Raw genomic sequence first — 17,696 nt, 5'->3', positions numbered from 1 at the left:
CGGCTCCTGCGCGTTATAACTTCCCGCTGACGAATGCCAGGGAGGTGCCGCCCAGCGATGTGACGATCCAGTTGTTGGCATCCCAGGTCACGATGCCAAGGCCCTGCGTCACTACGGGCTGGGTATAGGCTGATCGGGGCAGCACCCAAGCCATATCGGTCAGATCGCTCGGATGGCTGGCCTGGATCGTCCAGGCATTGCCCATGTCGGTAGCCTGCCAGATGGTCTGCTGGCGCCTTTGGCTAAACTGCGCGAGCGTGTCCATCGTGTACCAGCTGAAGCGCCCGAGCGAGGCCTGGGACGCAGCCCGGTTGAAGAGCGCACTAAGCACCGTCGGGTAGTCGACCGCTCCGAGCGGATGCATGTAGATCAGGCGGCTCGTTCGATTCTTGACCACGAAATCGATGAGCTGGCGATACCAGGCGGTGACGCTGGACGCTGGCACATTGAATTCCTCGAACTCCTCAAATGTCGCATACTGGCCGAACGGCATCACCGGGAACGCGCGGATGGTCTCGTTCGAGAGCGCGCCGTTACGGTAGCTGCGAGTCGGTGCCATGCCCGTATGGCCAAGGAAGTAGTAGCCGTTGTTGCCATTGGCTTCGAGCCAATTGACAGACCATTGGGGCGTATTACCTTCCGGCGCGGCGTACTCCTTCGCAGCTTGCCCTGTCACGCCTTCAACGCTCTGCTTGTTCATCACCAGGTACTGCTCGAAGGTTGCCTGATTCCCCTCGCTGGCATTGCCGCCCCAGTAGTCATGGATCCATCCGCCATGACTACCCACCTTGTGTCCTTTGGACACAAGGTATTGAACGAGCTGCTGCGCCGTCGCATTCTGCGAAAGGTTGATGCCTTTTGCATCGCCAAAGGTGATCTGGTCGGAACCAGCAGTTACGGAGATGGAAAACGGGCCGTTGTTGAAGGTTCCCCAGCCCTTCATCTTATTGGCGGGGGCGATCTGGTCTCCGGCGCAAAAATGCATGTTCAGCACCATCCCGCCGCGCGCCTTCGGTTGCGCAGAGAGCCGCGGCATCTTCATCAAGTTGCTTCCAAAGTAGCGCAGGAAACCGTGCATCAACATGCCGTCGGTCTGGCCCTTCAGGTAGGCGAGCGGCGTGTTGATAAACAGCACGCGGCCCGAGCCAAAGCTGCGCAGCCCTGCCACGAGTCCGAAGTTTGGTGACGTCAGCAGTGCCGTGCCGGTGTATGTGCCCTGCGTCACGAAACTCGGATAGATCAGAAACCCATAGACGTATCCCGAGATGCCTTCCACGGGATCGGTGGTGGATGGGCTCCACACCATTGATTTGCCGGGCGGAACCTGGATGGTCCTAAGCGTGCTGCTCAGCCCGGTGACCGGCCCCAGGCCAATCATATTGCCGAGCAACTGGTCGTACAGTACGTAGTCGACCCCAGCAAGATTGCTTAGGCGGCTGCGCTGAGCAGCGTAAAAGCCGGTCGTGGTCAGTGCGCCGAAATCGTAGACTAGCATCAGGTTCCCGCCCTGGCTGGCGTAGGTCTCCAGCGCTGCGATCAGCGCGTCGCTGGCGTTGACGTGCACCTGATCCGGCAGGATCACGCCGGAGAACTGCGCGGTTGTCGTGCCTTGCTGGAACTGCGTGTCGTTGATGACGGTGATCTTCAAGCCTTCTTCCTGAGCCGCATCCAGCCAGGCCGAAACGCGCGGGTCAGGAAGAGCGAGTTCGTCGGGTATCAGCAGCGCGATCTGGTTGGTGGCGGCATGCGCTATGACCGGCAAAGTCAACGCCAGTGCCAGCAGAAACTGGATGACCAACAAACTGCTTCGCTGCAAGAGCGGATGAGATTTGCAGTGCACGATCTTCTCCCAGCGAGAGGATTGTCAGATTGCGGTACAGGGCCGAACGGCCAGCTGGCGCGTCATCGTCAAAGCGGAAGGGCTCGCCATCCGCACGTTCTGGAACATCATTGGAGCTCCGCTTCCGCTGCGGGTGCGGGTGCGGGTGTATAAGCGCCGCTTTTTACCTTGGGCCCACTCACAGCAGTCTTTGGCTTCTTGGCTTTCGCCTTGTCCTTGATCGCCTTGTTCTTGCCCACGCTGTGCGCTTCGAACGCAAGATCCATCTGGAAGCTGTGATCGTAGCCTTTCAGGCCGCCGGGATTCGTCGGGCTTGCCGGAAGGTAGAGCGGGGGCGCTGAAGCGGCTGTAGCAGCTTCCTCGGTCAAGGCGGCGAGGGCATTGGCCGATGTCAGGATACTGGCGGCGAACAACGCTGCGGCCCCTGCTACAAGCCGAGCGTTAGTTGTCACCCATGCAATACGTGAATGATTCATTGCCTTGCTCCTGCAGAGAGCGTCCAGCGAGCCGCAGGCGTTGCGGCGTTCCGCTGGGCGCACTGGTATCACTTTGTTGACCATGGCCGGCTGCCTATGAACTCACAACCCCGCTAAGGTTTATCGTTTCGCCGCATCGCAGATCCGCCTGCTGGCGCTTGCCTTGTAGCGCTAACACAATGCGTTCGCTCGCTCGCCCGTCACCAAACGGGTTGTGCGCCCGCGACATGCAGGCGTACTCATCGGGATCGTTCAGCAGTTGCTCCGCTGCGGCGATGAGGCGCGCCGGGTCGGTACCGACAAGTCGGGCAGTACCAGCCGCGACGGCCTCCGGCCGTTCTGTGGTTTCCCGTGTCACCAGCACTGGCTTTCCCAACGCCGGCGCTTCTTCTTGGATTCCGCCTGAGTCAGTGACGATCAGGCAGGCACGGGACATCAGGAAGACAAAGGGGAGGTAGTCCTGAGGCTCTATCAGATGGATGTTTTGATGGCCTGTTAGCAGCGCCTGCACAGGCTCGCGCACCTGCGGATTAAGGTGCACCGGATAGACGATTTGGATGTCGGGGTTGCGGTCCGCCAGCGTGCGCAACGCAGTGAACAGCCGCTTGAAGGGCGCCCCAAAGTTCTCTCGGCGATGCCCGGTCACCAGAATCAGGCGCCTGGAAGGATCAAGGAAAGGGTACCGGCCGGCGAGTTCGCGCTGCATCTCGACATCCGTGTCCAACCGGCGTTTGACCTGCAGCAGCGCATCGATCCCGGTATTGCCGGTTAGGCTGATGCGGCTCGGGTCGACGCCTTCGCGTAGCAGGGTTTCCTGCGCTTGCTGCGTCGGCGCGAAGTGCCACGCTGCCATCACGTCGGTGACACGGCGGTTCATCTCCTCGGGCCATGGTGCGCTGAGGTTTCCGGTGCGCAAGCCCGCTTCAACGTGCCCGACTGCCACGTTTCGATAAAACGCGGCGAGCGTGGCAGCAAGCGTGGTAGTCGTATCCCCATGCACCAGCATGGCATCCGGCAGAAACCGGTCCAGCACCTCATGCACGCCGCTGAGTACTCGTGTGGTGATGTCGGCCAGAGTCTGACCTTGGCTGAGCACGTTAAGGTCGAAGTCCGGGACGATCCCAAACAGCCGAAGCACCTGGTCCAGCATATGGCGGTGCTGACCAGTCACGCATACACGCAACGTGAATCCGTCGGATGCTTGGAGGGAATGAATAAGCGGCGCCATCTTGATAGCTTCGGGCCGGGTCCCGAATACAGCGAGGATGTTCTTTGGCATGTCAGTCTCTCGTCTTGCTGTTGGTGCCAGACGGTCGCGGTCGAAGTTTGGGCCGCGGGCCTGCCGCATTAAGCGCTGGTGTGTTTCATCGCGCGGGGAAACGGATAGCGATGGCTGTGCCACCCGTGGGCAATTCCTGAATTCATGCGGGTTCTAGGACATTTGGACCTGAGCGACGGGGCCGCCTGTCATAAATGTGGTTGCAAAGCCGTAACAACGGCTTTTATTCGCGGCGTCCGTATGCTGGCGCACGGATGTGGCTGCTACAGCACGATGCACCGCCGCAGCGCATGAAAGTGGATCATAGGGCGGTTGAGCGGCGGGATCGGCAAGCGCACTTTGCTGCGTGCGAAACGCAACCCTTCTAGTGAGGGTGCTTCACATTAGGGACTTCGATGCACAGGGGAAAACGGTCTTTTAGGTCGTAAACAGCGGGACTGGCGCAGGACGAGAGACCGCAATAGCCAAAAGGCTTAAGACAAAAGGGGGAAAGTAAGCACTTGACGCAGTTGGTTTGGTCACGGCACCCATCCATTCGAGGGAAGGGATCACCCGAATGTGCGCATGCGGCAATCAACCGAATCGGTTTCACGAATGAAAAGGTGTCTATATTAGATATAAATAAAAATTAATCGCAATAATATGCAAGCAATACAAGTATCCGCACGCAAGAAGAAACGAGCGGATCGCACCGCCGAAGAGTTGCGCGCCGAACTGGCGGCGCGCAGCGGGGCCCGCGACGCGGCCGAGCGCAGGCCGAAGCGCGCCCGGATTGAGGCGCAGTCCGCGGCGGTCGCCGATCGGCTCGCCAGCGCCGAGCAGCGCAGGGAAAGCGGTGCACACGTGGACGCGGTGCAGGCGGAGTTGGGCGACCGCAACGCCGAGGGGCAGAGCTGGGACGGGCAGGGCGAGATGCCCGCCTAGCTGCGGCGGGCGGTCAATGCAGGGCAATCGGTGGAGTTCACCGGATCGGATAGCTTCGACAGCGGATAAGCTTGGATCTCGCCCGTGCCGCGGGGCGGTTTTCGCTGTTCTCGCGTCCAACCCCATCGGAATATCGCGGCAAAGCGCCCATTAAAATACATTACAATGCACTATATTTGTCATCAAATGATGCTATAATTTGTGCATGCTTACGGAGATTTCCATGCGTACGACTATTGCGCTTGATGACGACTTGATCGCCAAGGCTCAAGCCTATACGGGCCTGGAGGAGAAAACGGCACTCGTGCGCGAAGCACTAAAGGCCTTGATCCAGCGTGAAGCCGCGAAACGACTCGCGAATCTTGGCGGTAGCCAACCGGGCATCAAGGGGGCACCGCGTCGCCGGCAGGACATCGAATGATTCTGGTCGACACGTCGGTCTGGATTGTCCACATCAACGCTTCTGATCCTATGCTGATTAGCCTGCTTGCCGAGGAGCGTGTGCTGGCTCATCCCTATGTGATAGGCGAGATTTCGCTCGGTAGTCTGCGTGACCGTGACGTCGTGCTTGGCGCGTTGCTCGATCTGCCACGCGCGCCAGTTGCGACGCCGGAGGAGACGTTTTATTTGATCGAGCGCGAAGGGTTGTTCAATCGTGGAATAGGATATATCGACACGTCACTCCTGGCGTCCGCGCGCCTACAACCAGGCATCACCATCTGGACGCGCGACAAGCGATTGAAGAAGGTTGCCGATGAACTTAATCTCGGCGCGGTGCTTGCGCACTAGATAAACAGTCTGGCGCGCTGGTCACTGCATTGCCTGAATTTCTGGGGGGTCACCCTTTTCGGCCAGACCTTGCGGCATGTCGAAGCGGCGCCTACGACTCCAGAATCTCCAGCCCGTTTTCGGCACACCATTGCCTCAGAGCTCTTTCGACAGAGTCGGCTTCAAAGGAATACCAGATTTCGAGAATGCCTTCGCGCTCCACCAGATCCTTAAAGCGCGCGTAAGCCCCTTGCCGGCGGAAGAATTCTTCAACTTGATCGTAACGCTCAGGCAACTCTTGTGCGACAAATTGGAGGGCGAGACGTCTTCCGGAAAATACCCATACGGGGCTTTGGCTCATTGGAGGGATTTCGCCATAACGCTGCGCACGAGCGGCCCTTTTTCTGTTGTCGGATTATGCAAGGTTAAGCGTAGCGAACAGATCGGACAGGGGCTTCAGAGCCAAGCGGACCTCGTCACCTGTCAAGCGTTCTTGGCGCAAATTGCGATTTTTCTTGGCGGCTCCCAGCTTGCGATAGGTGTATTGCTCATCGAATTTTTTTCAGTAAGTCCATTTCTCCCCTAAGCTCCGGCTTTGGGGGGCTCTAGCACATGCCTGGTTAGAGCAGCGGACCTAAAATCCGTTGATGCCGCGTCCGACTCACGGCGCCCACCATAAAGCCGCGAGATCTCTTCAGTCACACCGTTCTGCGAAATCCGCCTCGGCCCCAGGGTTCTATGTCGGGACCGTGACCAGACACGGCACTAAACGATGCCGCTGCCATTCTTCATCCGATGAGCGCCATACAATCTTCTACGCTATTCATGCGTCGCTGTGAAGAGATCTGGCGCAAAGCGTAGCCGTTTCTGCGCGATTCGTCTGACGGCATTCGCCGCTGATGTGTCTACTTTGAGTCAAAGCCGACATCAGAATGCGATGCGATTTGACGCGATCGGCCGAGCCATACATTAATACAAGCAACCAGCCGGTTCGTATCGACAGCCAAGTCAACTGGAAGGTTTAGAGAAACCTTGCAGGCCGTCGATGGAGTGCGTATAAGTCAATAGTGGTCAAAAAAATTGGAGGCAAAAATGGCAACGTATCAGCAACTACTGGAGCAAAAGGAAGCTTTGGAAGCGCGGATCGCAGAGGCGCGTTCGACTGAGGTCGCTGGTGTTATCGAACAGATCCGCGAATTGATGATTCGGTATAATCTCTCGCCCGAAGATGTGGCGCCTCGGCGTCGTCGCGGCCGGCCTGCCGGTGCAGCATCCGCTGGCACGGAGAAAACTCCGCTGCCGCCAAAGTATATGGATCCCAAGACCGGAAAAACCTGGTCGGGTCGCGGCCGGACGCCGGCGTGGCTGGGCAAGCGGCCCGAGCGTTTCCTTATCGAGCAGGTTGAATGACACGCGCCGGAGCCGTTGACGACTACGGCAGGTCCGTCATGAAGCCGGCCCATGTCTGAGTGATCGGCGCGCAAAAAGGGCGGCTCTCGAGCCGGTAGCAGAGAGCCGCGGAACGTCCATAAAGAAATCGGGTAATGGATACGTTACCCGTTCTCAGTATGACCCCGTCGCCCTTGCTAGGCAATGGACCTGCCCAATGAGTTCTCCTCCGCGCGGACTCACCAAAAAATGCCCGTATGCCGAGGGACGGTGAATGCGGGCGGTAGCAGGACTGCCCCTGATATTATGGGGTCCGATAAGCAAGCTCTAAATCTGAATTAAAGCCGCTTTCGCCCCTCAGTCAGCGGGCAACGTCATGTTAGTGGCCTTGCGCGGGCGGGCTTCGACTGTTTGACCCATAGCTACCTCCGTATGGTCATTTTGCGCATGATAGCCTTATGACAGTGCGCAAGCCATGTCGGCACAAAAAAAAAGTGCGTCATCGGGAGCTATGCCGACGTGATTCCTGAGCCTGTCTCGTACGGTCCCAGTTTGGCGCGGTCTCCCTGGCACCACGGAACATCCCGCTTAGGCAGTCCGCAGCGAAGCAGGAACCTGAGTTGCGAAGCTCAGGAATCCCCTTCCTTTCCGGCATTCGCCGACGCCGCAAGGCGAATGAGGGGAGGACGTCAATCAGGCGGCTTCTTTCTCCAAAGTTTCCAAGGACCCTCGAATTCCTTCGAAGAGGCGGTCCGCAACACGTGCAGGGAAGTTTGGCGGAAGTCGATCTGCCACGTTAGCAACTGCCGTCGGAACTTGTGCCAACAGCTCCCTGAGAAGGGGCTCCGCAGATTGGCCATAGAAGCACTTGGGTGCCATGGCGTTGAAGTGCCGGCGCTTGATGTCGTTTAAGTGGTAGTGCCGATTCTTGCTCGCAACGGCCATTGCAAGTCTCGCCTTCTGGTACGGAACTTGGTTCGGTCCATCGCCGATGATGGGCCAAACCGTCATGATGTCGTAAAGCGGCGTCAGTTTGTAGCGGCCGCCAGGCAACAGGTGAATACTGAAGTTTTTTGCATGCCCATCGGTAGCCGCAAACATCCAGAAAAGGACCTGTGCAGTAAAAAATGTCCTCAGATCTTCTTCAGCCGTCTCTGACTGTCGCAGCGTAGAGGCGATATCGATCATGCTTGGCCCGCCAACGTTTTCGTATTTGAGGTGTGACGGCACACCAAATGCTTGGCAGAAGTCTTCCTGCGGTAACCGCATAATCCACTTACCACTGGAGTGCATCTGCCGGTCGAATCGACTGACGACAAGCACTGTATGCTTGCCGAAGGTCTGTATCTCACAGTCGGCGGTGGGAAGGCCGAGTTCTTTGAAGAGCTGCATGCAGAGCCATTCGTTCTCGACCGAAGTCGTGAAGTCCGCATTGCGGCCACCCACCAAGCCAATAGGCAGTTTGAGAATGTGCGTGGTCGGAGTGGCTCCATGCGGGAGTAGCCACTGGCCTTCATGGAAGAGCAGGGCGGTTTTCTCTTGTGCACCAGCTATCGAGATTCGGAAATCTTCTTCTTCCGAAAAATTGGCAGGTCCGGTCGACGTAATGGCGTGGTTAAGTAGCGTTTCGATGTCAGCTTCTGCCTGCGGCGTTCCGTCGATGCACTGGACATTCTGCGGCACATCGTCCTCTTCAAGGAGCTGTACAGCACCTACACAATCACGGCCAATTGCTTCTAGCAGGTCGAAGGCGTCCGTAGAGCCAGTATGATATTTTGTGGCGAGGCGTCGACGAATGGGGTCACTGTCGGGCAGCAGGTTGTCGAAGTAATTCTGGACGTTGTCGCCTCGGAGCGGAGCGTTATCAATTCCAAACGGTAGTGAAAGGGACAGTGGTCGCCCGGCCTGCGAGGCGACCCACTCCGCGTCATATTGGAGTTCCATTGGCCGGTGTGGGGCCATTCGCCAAGTGCCGACGCGTAGGCCGTTGGCCCAGACCGACAAAGCTCGTGTGTGCGATTTTCTTCCCATCGTTACCACTCAGATTCCGAAGATTCCGCGGCATGTGTTGTTGAAGGTTTCGATTGGATGACTAGTTCGAGCCCGTAAAGGCTGACCAAGGCAAGCAGTTGCTCTGCCGTAATAGCCTTAGGATCAAGCTCCATCGCGGACAACCGGCTCTGGCTGAGCCCGAGTCGGGGCGCGGCCTGACCTTGCGTAAGCTTCTTGGCGCGGCGCGCGGTGCGCAAAAGGTTGCCGAGTTGCGATGGAGAGGACACCACGAGTTTCATATCAATTACCTGCTATACGAATATATTCATATTACTCGTTTTGCAGCTAAAAACAAGATACCTTCCACAGAGGTATTACAAATTTACGCGTTTGGCAGGTATTATTTGGTCTAGATGAGGCTCATGAGCCTCGTGCAGCCGCTCAGCCGGCCGACTAGTCTCTTGGCGGGTGCCCAAGTTCGCGCCGGTGGGCTGGGATCTGAAGCTAAGGCCAGCCCCGAAGAGGCCAAGCTCCTCGGCAAGCTCGAAGAGTCCATTGTCTACCTCGACAACGATCGGCACTTCATCGTGAACTACGGTGACCGCTATCGGCATGGGGAGCCCATTGCATCAGGTTTTGTCGAGTCGGCCGTCAACCAGGTGGTGAGCAAGCGATTCGTCAAACGGCAGCAGATGGCCTGGAACACCAGATCGAGAGCTCGGCGGATCGCAGACAGCATGCCAAGCGCGAACCGTCGACCTTGAGCAGACTGCCGCGAGCGCAGGTGCTGCTCGGCGTTGGGCAGTACATACCCACACTCGGGAACCGGGCGATGCACACGAATGGCAGTCAGCCATGCAGGGGCTTGCGCCAGCGCACGTGCCATACAGTATTCACCTGTACGGAACGCAACACGGCGCCCGCGTCTCGTCCCATCGTTTCAAGAAGCTCAAATGGGAAGTCAGGAAATCCGTCAGTTGTCACGTAACAATCGACACCTGCGGAAGCACATTTTGGCGCAATGGGAGGCGTTTGTTGCCACCCAACTGCCTGCTGCCAAAAACCTGGATTCCCTCGCCCTGCGCGACCACGCGCCGCAGATCCTGCAAGCCATCGCTAAGGATTTGATGACTCCCCAAACAAGCGAGGCGCAACACGAAAAATCATTGGGACGGGCCCCGAAGGTGCCCGGCACGCCAGACACTACCGCACAAATACACGCTGTCATGCGGGCGCGCGGTGAGCCTTCGACGCCGGCCAGGAAAATGGCATTCAGCAGCCCGAGGCCGATCTGCACAGCTGATTGGTGTCAACCAGCGTCCGTTTGCATAATTTTTATATGGACGCCTCCCGTTTTGCCAAGAGAGATTGGGTGTATTGGCGGGCAGGAAGGCTGCGGTTTTATATCCGGCCTTGTTGCAGGTCGAACCCGCTGGCCCCGATGGAATCCGCTGACCCACGCCTCATTTGTTCCACGGGCTGTGAGCCCGCAAAATTATTCAGGTTTAGTGAGTCCCGGTCTGACCTGTTTTGCCATCACACTCAACTACCTTGCGCAACCTTTTGACGTGCCTATCCTCTGCAAAGCTGGTTATTCAATCATCGAGCTAGTCACACGGGCTTGACACTCACATAGGTGCTCTCATACGAGCGGTCGTAAGCGAGCAACGCCCAGATCGTCCGCGCCATCTTGTTTGCCAGCGCTACAGTCACTACGTTCTTCGGTCGCCGCTTGCTGATCTGCTCGACCCACGGCGCTGGCTCTTTCGTGTGCGAGAGCACCGCTCGAGCCCCGTGTATGAGCAGGGTGCGCAGATACGTGTCACCTCTCTTGCTAATGCCCAGTAGCCGCACTTTGCCGCCGGTGCCGACCTGACCTGGAACCAGTCCAAGCCATGCTGCAAACTCCCGCCCCGATTTGAACGCTTTCGGGTCCCCCATCGTCGCCACCGCGGCTGTCGCCGTCAGCAGTCCAACGCCAGGAATCGCCGCGATCTGCCGGCACGACCGGTCCTCTTTCATCCACGCCGACAGTCGGTGCTCGATCTCGGCGATCTGCACATCCAACTCGCCGAGCCGGCTCCATTGTTCGCGCAGCGTGTTCACCAGCACGGCCGGCAGCCGCTCGTTCAGCCGGGCTAGAACTTCGGTCATTGCCCGGTTCAGCGCTGCTCGACCGACTGCCATCACCTCACCGTATTCGGTCAGTAGTCCGCGCAGACCATTGCTTTGCATCGTGCGGAACTTAATCAACTGCTGCCGCATCCGGTGCAACGCAAGGATCGCCTGCTGCGCTTCGCTCTTGACCGCCACCGACTTCACGCCCGATTGCTGCACAGCCATCCAAATCGCTCGTGCATCGGTCACATCGTTCTTGTTGCCGCTCACGAACGCCTTCACCGCCTTACCCGGCATCAGCCGCACCTGGTGCCCCATCTCGATCAGTTGGCGTGCCCAATGCTGAGCTCCACCGCAAGCCTCCATCCCAATCAGGCACGGCGCGCGATTCGCGAAGTGTTCGAGGAATCCCGCGCGCTTGATCTGCTTGCTGATGATCTCGCCGGTTTCCGGTTCGACCCAGTGCAGTTGGTCGGGTAGCAGCGACGCATTACTGCGCCGCCGCCCCCTCAGAACCGGACGTGCAGGTCGCCCCGCATCCGGCTCAAGCCATTCCTTCAGCGCCATTGAGTGGCACCGGGCAACCCGACAGAGCGTTTCGCGGATCGACGGCGGGCAAGGTAGAGGTCCCATGCCGGATCAAATGGATTGGCCAGTCCCCGGATTTTGACGTGACGCTGAATCGCGACCGTCGTTGCGCGGAAGAGTTGTAGGCCGCAGGTGTCATCCTCGGTCGAACTCCTCGTTGCAAAATCCCAGGACCGGTGTCCGTCTCGCCGGAAGTACCGTTGCCTGACCCACCGGGCTCCTTTCGTGGGGTGCCTACGTCTTGCCCACTTCCAGAGCAGGTGCCAGATGTGCGAGTCGATCGTCGAGAAGGTCGCTTTTGCCACGACGTGGCGATGATACATAGCCCAACCCCGAACGATCGGGTTCAGCCTACGGATCAACGCCTCTTGGGTGACACTCGCGTTGCCCTTGATGACTTCCCTGGCCTTGTCGAGCAGCGATTTGCTACTTTTCTTCGCTGGCTTGATCAGCAGTTTGCCGCCGTACTTGCGCACGTTTTGGCCAAGGAAATCGAAACCCTCCGCTATGTTGGTGATCCTGGTCTTCTCTTCCGAGAGTTCCAGACCTCGGGCGGCCATAAACTGCCTGACCGCGGGAAGCACCCGGGATTCCAGCACATCTTTCGACACGCCAGTCACCACAAAGTCATCGGCATAACGGACGACGTTGAGCTGAGCCTTGCTGCGAGCAAGTTTGGATGTTCCCACACTTGCATGGACTGCCGCTTCAAGCCCATCCAGCGCCATATTCGCGATTACGGGCGAGATAACACCCCCTTGGGGTGTACCCGCCCGCGACTCGAACAGAGTTCCCTCATCGATATATCCGGCCTGAAGCCACTTTCGCAGAACCCCCTTATCCATCGGTACGTTCTCCAGGAACCAGGAATGACTGAAGTTGTCGAAACAGCCTCGAATGTCACCCTCCAGAACCCATTCTGGCGAGGCACGCTTAGCCAGAACGTTGAAGCACTGCTCGATGGCATCGGCAGTCGAGCGTCCGGACCGAAAGCCGTAGGAATTGGCATCCGCCAGAGTCTCCGCGACGGGTTCCAGAGCGAGCTTCCATAAAGCCTGCATCGCCCGGCACCGCATACAAGGAATTCCTAACGGACGCTTCTTGCCGTTACTCTTGGGAATGTAAACCCGCCGCAGCGGCATCGCCCGATAGCCGCGATGTCGTAGCGACACCATTCCGTTCCATCTGGCCGCCGGGGACGACCATATCCTGCCATCCACCCCCGGCGTCCTCTTACCGCGATTTTCCGTCACACGCTTCACGGCCAACATCTTGCCGCTATGCGAGCGGGTCAGCAGACGTTGCAGGGCTTTCACCTTGCCCCATCGGCCTTCCCGGACCACCTTGGCGATACGCACCTGAAGCCGTTTCACCTCTGCCTCAATGTGCGGCCAGTTCGCCTGATCCCACATCTGTGCAGCGTGAGAGGACGCACCAGCTCCCGACACTTTCGCATCGTACGCCGTCATCTGCTTTCCCTCGTATAACGGTTGGTCAAAGTTCTCTCGCCATGAATGACCCTGCGGAAGTCTGCCCACTTTCGTGTCGGGCCATGTTGCAGCCCGTATCCCGGCCATTACAGCCGGGCGTTCGCTTTCTCCGCATTCCTTTACCCACCGTGCCAACAGCGTTCCTTACGGTTCGCCTGCCGTCACCGGCAGCATGATGGGCTTACCCTGTTCCGCATGAATCTCCGAGCGGGGCGGACCCTTCCTCTTCGCCGGCGGCTGGTTGTCCATGGTGGTCCAGTCTTCGAAGACCACTCCTCACCGCATACCGTTTTGGTTCAAGCCTGTCAGCACGTTTGGCTTGTCAAAGATCACGACGTTTATCAGAAGTTCACATATGTTGGTCGTACCCACTCATCCCTTGCTCCTCTCCGCCTTCGTGCTGGCAGATTCCGCTTCGCCTCGCGGCTGGGCGTACCGGTTATCCGGCGGCTACGTTGTCCCCAGAGCTTCACACCGAGCTGTTACCGGCTCCGCATGTCTGGGTAGGGAACGGTTGATGGAACAACCGGTTTCGTCAGGCCATACGTTCTCCTGTGAAACAGAAATTCAGGCGACTTGCAGGTCGCACAAAGACTCGCTTTGCAACATCGACGCCGACTGCGGTGAGCTTCATTCGGATTCTCCTACCTCAAGTGGTACTTGCTGGAACTTCCACTTTGGCACATCTGATGCCGTCGGCTGCGAGAACCCGGCCTTCCTGCTTCTGAACTGCTTCACTCGCTAGCCCTTGCGGGGGGAGGCGTCCATTCCATTTGTTCCTGCTGGTCGCCCGCCAGTTGGCCGTTTCCGAGGCACCGGGAACAATTTTATGCAAAGAAACTTTGCAGAATATTGTTCCTCCAGGCGACGTTTTGCGTAATTTTGTTCCTTTTCCCAACGGAGCGTTCAGTCGCTGCCTGGCCCGCTGCGGCTTGCGAAGACGCGGACGCGCGCCGTCAGGGGCCCCCGTGCGCGCCCCGTGCGCTCACGGTGCCAAGCCGGCGGCACGCCGGTGAGGCTGGAAGGGCGGTCCCCGCGACGCACTTTGGTCTGGCCCATGGGGCCAGGAACAAAATTCTGCAAAAACCGGGAACAAGTTTGTGCAAACCGACGCAGGCGTAATGCACTTTGTTATATAGCATAACAATTTAACATAATACTTGTTATCCGAAAAATGCTTCTGGAGAGACTTCGAGTATCGGGTTATAGTGCATCGAGCTTCTTCAACTCGGTATCCGCCCAATCGCTGAACTCCTTGACTTGCATTGTGAGTGCGTCGAATTCCGCCGGATCCTCGAGTGCGCAAGCCATGTCGGCACACAAGCAGTGCGTCATCGGGAGCTATGCCGGCGTGTTTCCTGAGTCCCTTTCGCACAGCTCCAGGCAGAGGGCCGCATCAGACACGGCATCGCCCTCCTTCACATGGCTGACGCTCACGCGTGGGAGCGGGCCCGATCATCTATTGCTATTTCGGTAATGACCAGTTGCAACATTTGGATTATTGTTGCGATAAACTACACTCAATGGGAACCCAACGCAACCATCTCACTGTGGAGCCCATCATGGCCAGGCCGACCGACATCAAGCTAAATGACAACCTCGAGCGCAAGCTTGCCGAGACGACTGTGCACGGAGGCGACTCCCGGCCGCTTCTGGCAGACCTAGTAACCACGATCGAAGGTTACCAGGCCTGGATGCTCCGACTGAAAGCCACTGCCCGCAGTGCGGGTGTCATGTTCGCCGCGGGCTAATACCGTTAGCGCGCAGACTAACCCTCGGTCAAGAGTAACGGCGCGTCTTTCGTGTAGCCGACCGAGCTTCGGGATGTCGAGCTTCCGGGCGGTCAAGAGTTTGAGGATCGCCGGGACGCCCCGCTTCGCGATCAGGTTCAGGATGCTGTCCAGGTATGGGGAGATCTCGTCGGCAAACGGACAGCCCACATCGCGACGACGGCCGAGAACGTAAGCGATTCCAATATCCCTTTGTCGTCAGCTTTTCCGTGGCGTTAGTACAGGCATCGAAAGCCATCTTCGGTGAGTCTGAATACCTCGCCGTCTTTCTGAAGCCATCTGGATGTTGCGAAGGACTCGAACATGTGAGGCAAAAATCTCTTGCTGTCGCGGATTCAGGAATGGAACAAACTCAAACCGGAATGGTTTCTCTGGAATGACGTCGCCAACTTGCATCTTTTGCTTGCGCATGAATTCCATCAGCAAGCTTACCAGCGCTTCGCTCTCGTCTCTCGGCTCCCTGATGGTCAAGACCGCGTTATAGCGGTTTCCACTGTCCTTCAGTTCGCGAAGCACGTTTCCGAAGCCGGGCATCCCGTAAAACGTGTCGATTTCCGCGTTAGTAGCGTCGCGCAAATCAATGTCGATCTTGATCACTATCGTTTCCCAATACGACAGCTACCGCCCGAAGTTCGGGGCGCTTGCGCGCCAGATTCGTTTCCCGATTTCCATGTACCGGCTTGGCCGGCTTTTCCGACCCTATTGCCCAAACGTCGCAATTGCGCTTGTGTGGCATTGGCGAGCAGCAGTCCAATCTCGGGCCCCGTCAGACCGTCGGCAGTATCGCCAAGTGAGTCCGCGATTGCCTCGATCTGGCTCAATGAGAATGTCAATCGTTGCTCACGCCGATGTCCTTTCCCCTTATTTTATGAGCCGCATTCCGGCGCCCTTGGCCGCTTTCGTGTCAAACGTCATCGTGTATTCACACTGCGCGTCGTGACACATCCGTTCGATAAGGCAGTCGGCGAAATCGGCCGATGATCCGCCATAAAGGCGCAATGCCTTCCAGACTGTTTCCGCCGATTCGACTACCAATTCTTTCGTCCGTAGCAGCGTCTCGACCACCTGCGTGATTTCATCGCGGTTCGCACCATAAGCCCGTCCCAATACCCACACGACTTCGACGAGGGCCACCTGTGTGACATAACCCGGGGCGTCCCCGGTCAGCGACTCGATCAGTTCTGTTGCCTGCTTAGCCTGCACAGGTTCATCTTGCGCGAAGTATCGGACGAGCACATTCGTGTCGAGACCGATCATCGGGCAGAAGCCCCCTGCTCCGCTATCGCTGCGTTCATGTCGTCGATCGAGACTGGCTTCGCAGGCTTGCGAATAATGCCCTTGAGAGAGGTTACCGATCGGGTGGCAGGGACCATTTCATAGCGTCCCGTTTGTTCATTGAGGACGAATTCGATCCGGTCCCCGGTAGACAGGCCCAGATGAGTCCGCACTTCCACCGGGATTGTGACCTGTCCCTTTGATGTCATGGTTGCAGAAGCCATAGCACCTCCGGATATTTGTATTCCTTACTTTAATGTAAGGAACTCGAAACGGCAAGATCGTCCTCTCACATCCTTGTATTGGCACACAGCAAGTCGCTGTTGAAGCGCCCCCGGATCACACCTAATACAGTTGCCTCGACTGTCCCCTCCCTCCCACTCGCAATGCCTCGCCGCCTGGAAGATTGGTACCCATCCCCTGCCCGGGTGGCTCGAATGCGGTCGCCTAGCGGCTGAATGGTGCGAATTGCCCCGCGCGACAAGTGCGTCGGATCAGGGCGTAACCGCGGCATGCCGCTGGTAGCCCGTGATTGATAGTTGCAGGCACAGCTTGGCGGTTAATTGCATTTAGATTTCGGCATGCGACGTAACGCTTGGCCGGCCCGCAGCTAAGCCCTGGCCGCGCTGCGTATCTCATGCATCACTTAATTGGGATCCTCATACTGCGCCACGCTCCATATGTCCACTGCCCAGCCAGCTAGACCGCATTCGGAAAGCCCCCGCTGGATTGATGCTCGCCGAGTTGCTAGCCCAGCATCCCGACGTTGCGCGGCGGACAGCCCAACGTTGGATCCGCCAATGGATCGATGGGGGACAGATCACGGCGATCGGCGAAGGACGCGCCCGTCGTTATTTCGTGGCGAAAACGACAGAGCTTGCCACGACCACGCCTGAGCGGGACCGCTTCCCGAGTTACATCCCGCTTTCCGCAGACAGCCGCGACATCGTGGCCTATATCGATCAGCCCCCGAAAGCGCGCAAGCCTGTGGGCTACCAACGTGACGTCCTTGTCGCCTATCAACCCAATGTCACACGGTACCTTTCGAAATCGCTTCGGCGTCAGCTACACCGGCGCAAGACCGCACAGGCTGATGCTCCCGCTGGAACCTATAGCAGGGCTATTCTGAACCGGCTGCTGATCGACCTGTCGGACATCCGTGAGCTGATTGAGCACGGGAAGGCAGCGCAAGGCAAGGCGGCCATCGAAACCCAGATGATCCTCAACCACAAGACGGCCATCGAACTGCTGGTGGAGAAGATCACTACAGTCGGTTTTGACCGCTATACCTTGATGAACTTGCATAGCGCCTTGTCGGAGAACCTGTTGCCCAACCCTGCCGATGAAGGCCGGATTCGCCAGCATGCCGTGGACATCGGCTAAAGTGTCTACCGTCCCCTGTCGGCACCACAGCAAATTGAGGTCGCACTAGATGCCCTGCTCGAGAAGGTAAATCAAATTGCTGATCCCTTTGAACAATCATTCTTCGTGATGATGCACCTGCCATATCTGCAGCCATTCGCGGACGTCAACACGCACCTCGCGCCTGATGGCCAATCTGCCGCATCAGCCGCTGCGTGTTCGGGTGCCAACGCGCATGCGACGAGCATCGTCAAACCCAGTTCGTCCAGCACAGGCGTGCTCGATATTGACCCCCTTGTCGCTCCCCAGCTTGGACAGCATGCCGACAGAGACACCGCAATGCCTCGCCGCCTGGTCAATGGACATCCCTCCTCCTGCCCAGTTGGCTCGTAGGCGGTCGCCCAG

The 17,696-nt window shown here is 58.1% G+C and carries 17 protein-coding genes and 2 pseudogenes; 8 read left to right on the top strand and 11 right to left on the bottom strand.

The genetic code is table 11. The features are described from left to right. Nucleotides 1–13: 13 nt before the first annotated feature. From LPA45_RS31750 to wecB, 3 genes are all read right to left on the bottom strand, one after another. Nucleotides 14–1,801: a hypothetical protein gene (locus LPA45_RS31750; protein WP_376790713.1), complete on the bottom strand. Its 1,788-nt coding sequence runs from the start codon at nt 1,799–1,801 to the stop codon at nt 14–16. A gap of 146 nt (nt 1,802–1,947) precedes the next feature. Next, nucleotides 1,948–2,316, bottom strand: a complete 369-nt coding sequence (locus LPA45_RS31745) for a hypothetical protein (RefSeq protein ID WP_116323110.1) — start codon at nt 2,314–2,316, stop codon at nt 1,948–1,950. A 94-nt stretch (nt 2,317–2,410) separates the two neighbouring features. Next, the gene (wecB, locus tag LPA45_RS31740; RefSeq protein ID WP_116323109.1) at nt 2,411–3,595 is read right to left on the bottom strand and encodes a non-hydrolyzing UDP-N-acetylglucosamine 2-epimerase; all 1,185 of its coding nucleotides are present in this window, start codon (nt 3,593–3,595) and stop codon (nt 2,411–2,413) included. Nucleotides 3,596–4,237: 642 nt separating this feature from the next. On the opposite strand from wecB, the gene LPA45_RS31735 reads away from it, so the two are divergent. The 3 genes from LPA45_RS31735 to LPA45_RS31725 all read left to right on the top strand — a co-directional run bounded on the left by LPA45_RS31735 (nt 4,238) and on the right by LPA45_RS31725 (nt 5,308). Then, complete coding sequence (locus LPA45_RS31735; protein WP_317921984.1) at nt 4,238–4,519, top strand: hypothetical protein; 282 nt, start codon at nt 4,238–4,240, stop codon at nt 4,517–4,519. A 223-nt stretch (nt 4,520–4,742) separates the two neighbouring features. Then, the gene (locus tag LPA45_RS31730; protein WP_022540311.1) at nt 4,743–4,940 is read left to right on the top strand and encodes a type II toxin-antitoxin system VapB family antitoxin; all 198 of its coding nucleotides are present in this window, start codon (nt 4,743–4,745) and stop codon (nt 4,938–4,940) included. Continuing rightward, nucleotides 4,937–5,308 carry a type II toxin-antitoxin system VapC family toxin gene (locus tag LPA45_RS31725; protein WP_317921986.1) on the top strand — a complete coding sequence of 124 codons (372 nt, stop codon included), beginning with the start codon at nt 4,937–4,939 and terminating at the stop codon, nt 5,306–5,308. The genes LPA45_RS31730 and LPA45_RS31725 overlap by 4 nt, the downstream gene beginning before the upstream one ends. Before the next feature lie 91 nt (nt 5,309–5,399). Here the strand turns inward: LPA45_RS31725 and LPA45_RS31720 are convergent, their stop codons facing one another. Continuing rightward, the gene (locus tag LPA45_RS31720) at nt 5,400–5,648 is read right to left on the bottom strand and encodes a hypothetical protein (RefSeq protein WP_233528398.1); all 249 of its coding nucleotides are present in this window, start codon (nt 5,646–5,648) and stop codon (nt 5,400–5,402) included. A 731-nt stretch (nt 5,649–6,379) separates the two neighbouring features. Between LPA45_RS31720 and LPA45_RS31715 the strand changes: the two genes are divergently transcribed. After that, nucleotides 6,380–6,697 (top strand): H-NS family nucleoid-associated regulatory protein, encoded by a 318-nt coding sequence (locus LPA45_RS31715; RefSeq protein ID WP_116323107.1) that lies wholly within the window; start codon nt 6,380–6,382, stop codon nt 6,695–6,697. Nucleotides 6,698–7,369: 672 nt separating this feature from the next. Here LPA45_RS31715 and LPA45_RS31710 read toward each other — a convergent pair. Both LPA45_RS31710 and LPA45_RS31705 read right to left on the bottom strand, forming a co-directional pair. Further along, nucleotides 7,370–8,707, bottom strand: coding sequence for a type II toxin-antitoxin system HipA family toxin (locus LPA45_RS31710; protein ID WP_317921987.1), 1,338 nt, complete (start codon nt 8,705–8,707; stop codon nt 7,370–7,372). Nucleotides 8,708–8,709: 2 nt separating this feature from the next. Continuing rightward, on the bottom strand, nt 8,710–8,967 hold the full coding sequence (locus LPA45_RS31705) for a helix-turn-helix domain-containing protein (RefSeq protein WP_116324020.1): 258 nt from the start codon (nt 8,965–8,967) through the stop codon (nt 8,710–8,712). Nucleotides 8,968–9,090: 123 nt separating this feature from the next. Here LPA45_RS31705 and LPA45_RS34265 point away from each other — a divergent pair, with 123 nt between their 5' ends. Both LPA45_RS34265 and LPA45_RS31695 read left to right on the top strand, forming a co-directional pair. Further along, nucleotides 9,091–9,432 carry a hypothetical protein gene (locus LPA45_RS34265; protein ID WP_376790718.1) on the top strand — a complete coding sequence of 114 codons (342 nt, stop codon included), beginning with the start codon at nt 9,091–9,093 and terminating at the stop codon, nt 9,430–9,432. A gap of 189 nt (nt 9,433–9,621) precedes the next feature. After that, a pseudogene (locus LPA45_RS31695) lies at nt 9,622–9,906 on the top strand (hypothetical protein); the annotation flags it as partial. Between the two features lie 373 nt (nt 9,907–10,279). Here LPA45_RS31695 and LPA45_RS31690 read toward each other — a convergent pair. After that, nucleotides 10,280–11,353 (bottom strand): IS110 family transposase, encoded by a 1,074-nt coding sequence (locus tag LPA45_RS31690; protein WP_317921988.1) that lies wholly within the window; start codon nt 11,351–11,353, stop codon nt 10,280–10,282. Next, on the bottom strand, nt 11,344–12,843 hold the full coding sequence (gene ltrA, locus LPA45_RS31685; protein WP_367395339.1) for a group II intron reverse transcriptase/maturase: 1,500 nt from the start codon (nt 12,841–12,843) through the stop codon (nt 11,344–11,346). Before ltrA ends, LPA45_RS31690 begins: the two co-directional genes overlap by 10 nt. 1,583 nt (nt 12,844–14,426) lie before the next feature. On the opposite strand from ltrA, the gene LPA45_RS31680 reads away from it, so the two are divergent. After that, nucleotides 14,427–14,615, top strand: coding sequence for a hypothetical protein (locus tag LPA45_RS31680; RefSeq protein ID WP_317924962.1), 189 nt, complete (start codon nt 14,427–14,429; stop codon nt 14,613–14,615). A gap of 237 nt (nt 14,616–14,852) precedes the next feature. On the opposite strand, the gene LPA45_RS31675 is transcribed toward LPA45_RS31680, so the two are convergent. From LPA45_RS31675 to LPA45_RS31665, 3 genes are all read right to left on the bottom strand, one after another. Next, nucleotides 14,853–15,251, bottom strand: coding sequence for a hypothetical protein (locus LPA45_RS31675; RefSeq protein WP_317924961.1), 399 nt, complete (start codon nt 15,249–15,251; stop codon nt 14,853–14,855). A 264-nt stretch (nt 15,252–15,515) separates the two neighbouring features. Next, on the bottom strand, nt 15,516–15,911 hold the full coding sequence (locus LPA45_RS31670; protein WP_317924960.1) for a PIN domain-containing protein: 396 nt from the start codon (nt 15,909–15,911) through the stop codon (nt 15,516–15,518). Then, nucleotides 15,908–16,153 carry an AbrB/MazE/SpoVT family DNA-binding domain-containing protein gene (locus LPA45_RS31665; protein ID WP_317924959.1) on the bottom strand — a complete coding sequence of 82 codons (246 nt, stop codon included), beginning with the start codon at nt 16,151–16,153 and terminating at the stop codon, nt 15,908–15,910. Before LPA45_RS31665 ends, LPA45_RS31670 begins: the two co-directional genes overlap by 4 nt. A 508-nt stretch (nt 16,154–16,661) precedes the next feature. Between LPA45_RS31665 and LPA45_RS31660 the strand changes: the two are divergent. Beyond that, a pseudogene (locus LPA45_RS31660) lies at nt 16,662–17,493 on the top strand (Fic family protein); the annotation flags it as partial. Nucleotides 17,494–17,696 lie beyond the last annotated feature (203 nt).

The organism is Cupriavidus sp. Agwp_2 (genome assembly GCF_040784895.1).
GTDB lineage: Bacteria > Pseudomonadota > Gammaproteobacteria > Burkholderiales > Burkholderiaceae > Cupriavidus.
Note: the sequence above shows the minus strand (reverse complement) of the source record. Positions and strands in the feature narration are given on the sequence as shown.

What these genes read in the sequence shown, in the direction of transcription:
- LPA45_RS31680 (WP_317924962.1), top strand. Translation starts at nt 14,427, where the DNA reads ATGGCCAGGCCGACCGACATCAAGCTAAATGACAACCTCGAGCGCAAG.
- LPA45_RS31730 (WP_022540311.1), top strand. Translation starts at nt 4,743, where the DNA reads ATGCGTACGACTATTGCGCTTGATGACGACTTGATCGCCAAGGCTCAA.
- LPA45_RS31720 (WP_233528398.1), bottom strand. Translation starts at nt 5,648, where the DNA reads ATGAGCCAAAGCCCCGTATGGGTATTTTCCGGAAGACGTCTCGCCCTC.
- ltrA (WP_367395339.1), bottom strand. Translation starts at nt 12,843, where the DNA reads ATGACGGCGTACGATGCGAAAGTGTCGGGAGCTGGTGCGTCCTCTCAC.
- LPA45_RS31670 (WP_317924960.1), bottom strand. Translation starts at nt 15,911, where the DNA reads ATGATCGGTCTCGACACGAATGTGCTCGTCCGATACTTCGCGCAAGAT.
- LPA45_RS31745 (WP_116323110.1), bottom strand. Translation starts at nt 2,316, where the DNA reads ATGAATCATTCACGTATTGCATGGGTGACAACTAACGCTCGGCTTGTA.
- LPA45_RS31710 (WP_317921987.1), bottom strand. Translation starts at nt 8,707, where the DNA reads ATGGGAAGAAAATCGCACACACGAGCTTTGTCGGTCTGGGCCAACGGC.
- LPA45_RS31705 (WP_116324020.1), bottom strand. Translation starts at nt 8,967, where the DNA reads ATGAAACTCGTGGTGTCCTCTCCATCGCAACTCGGCAACCTTTTGCGC.
- wecB (WP_116323109.1), bottom strand. Translation starts at nt 3,595, where the DNA reads ATGCCAAAGAACATCCTCGCTGTATTCGGGACCCGGCCCGAAGCTATC.
- LPA45_RS31735 (WP_317921984.1), top strand. Translation starts at nt 4,238, where the DNA reads ATGCAAGCAATACAAGTATCCGCACGCAAGAAGAAACGAGCGGATCGC.
- LPA45_RS31665 (WP_317924959.1), bottom strand. Translation starts at nt 16,153, where the DNA reads ATGGCTTCTGCAACCATGACATCAAAGGGACAGGTCACAATCCCGGTG.
- LPA45_RS34265 (WP_376790718.1), top strand. Translation starts at nt 9,091, where the DNA reads ATGAGCCTCGTGCAGCCGCTCAGCCGGCCGACTAGTCTCTTGGCGGGT.
- LPA45_RS31725 (WP_317921986.1), top strand. Translation starts at nt 4,937, where the DNA reads ATGATTCTGGTCGACACGTCGGTCTGGATTGTCCACATCAACGCTTCT.
- LPA45_RS31690 (WP_317921988.1), bottom strand. Translation starts at nt 11,353, where the DNA reads ATGGCGCTGAAGGAATGGCTTGAGCCGGATGCGGGGCGACCTGCACGT.
- LPA45_RS31715 (WP_116323107.1), top strand. Translation starts at nt 6,380, where the DNA reads ATGGCAACGTATCAGCAACTACTGGAGCAAAAGGAAGCTTTGGAAGCG.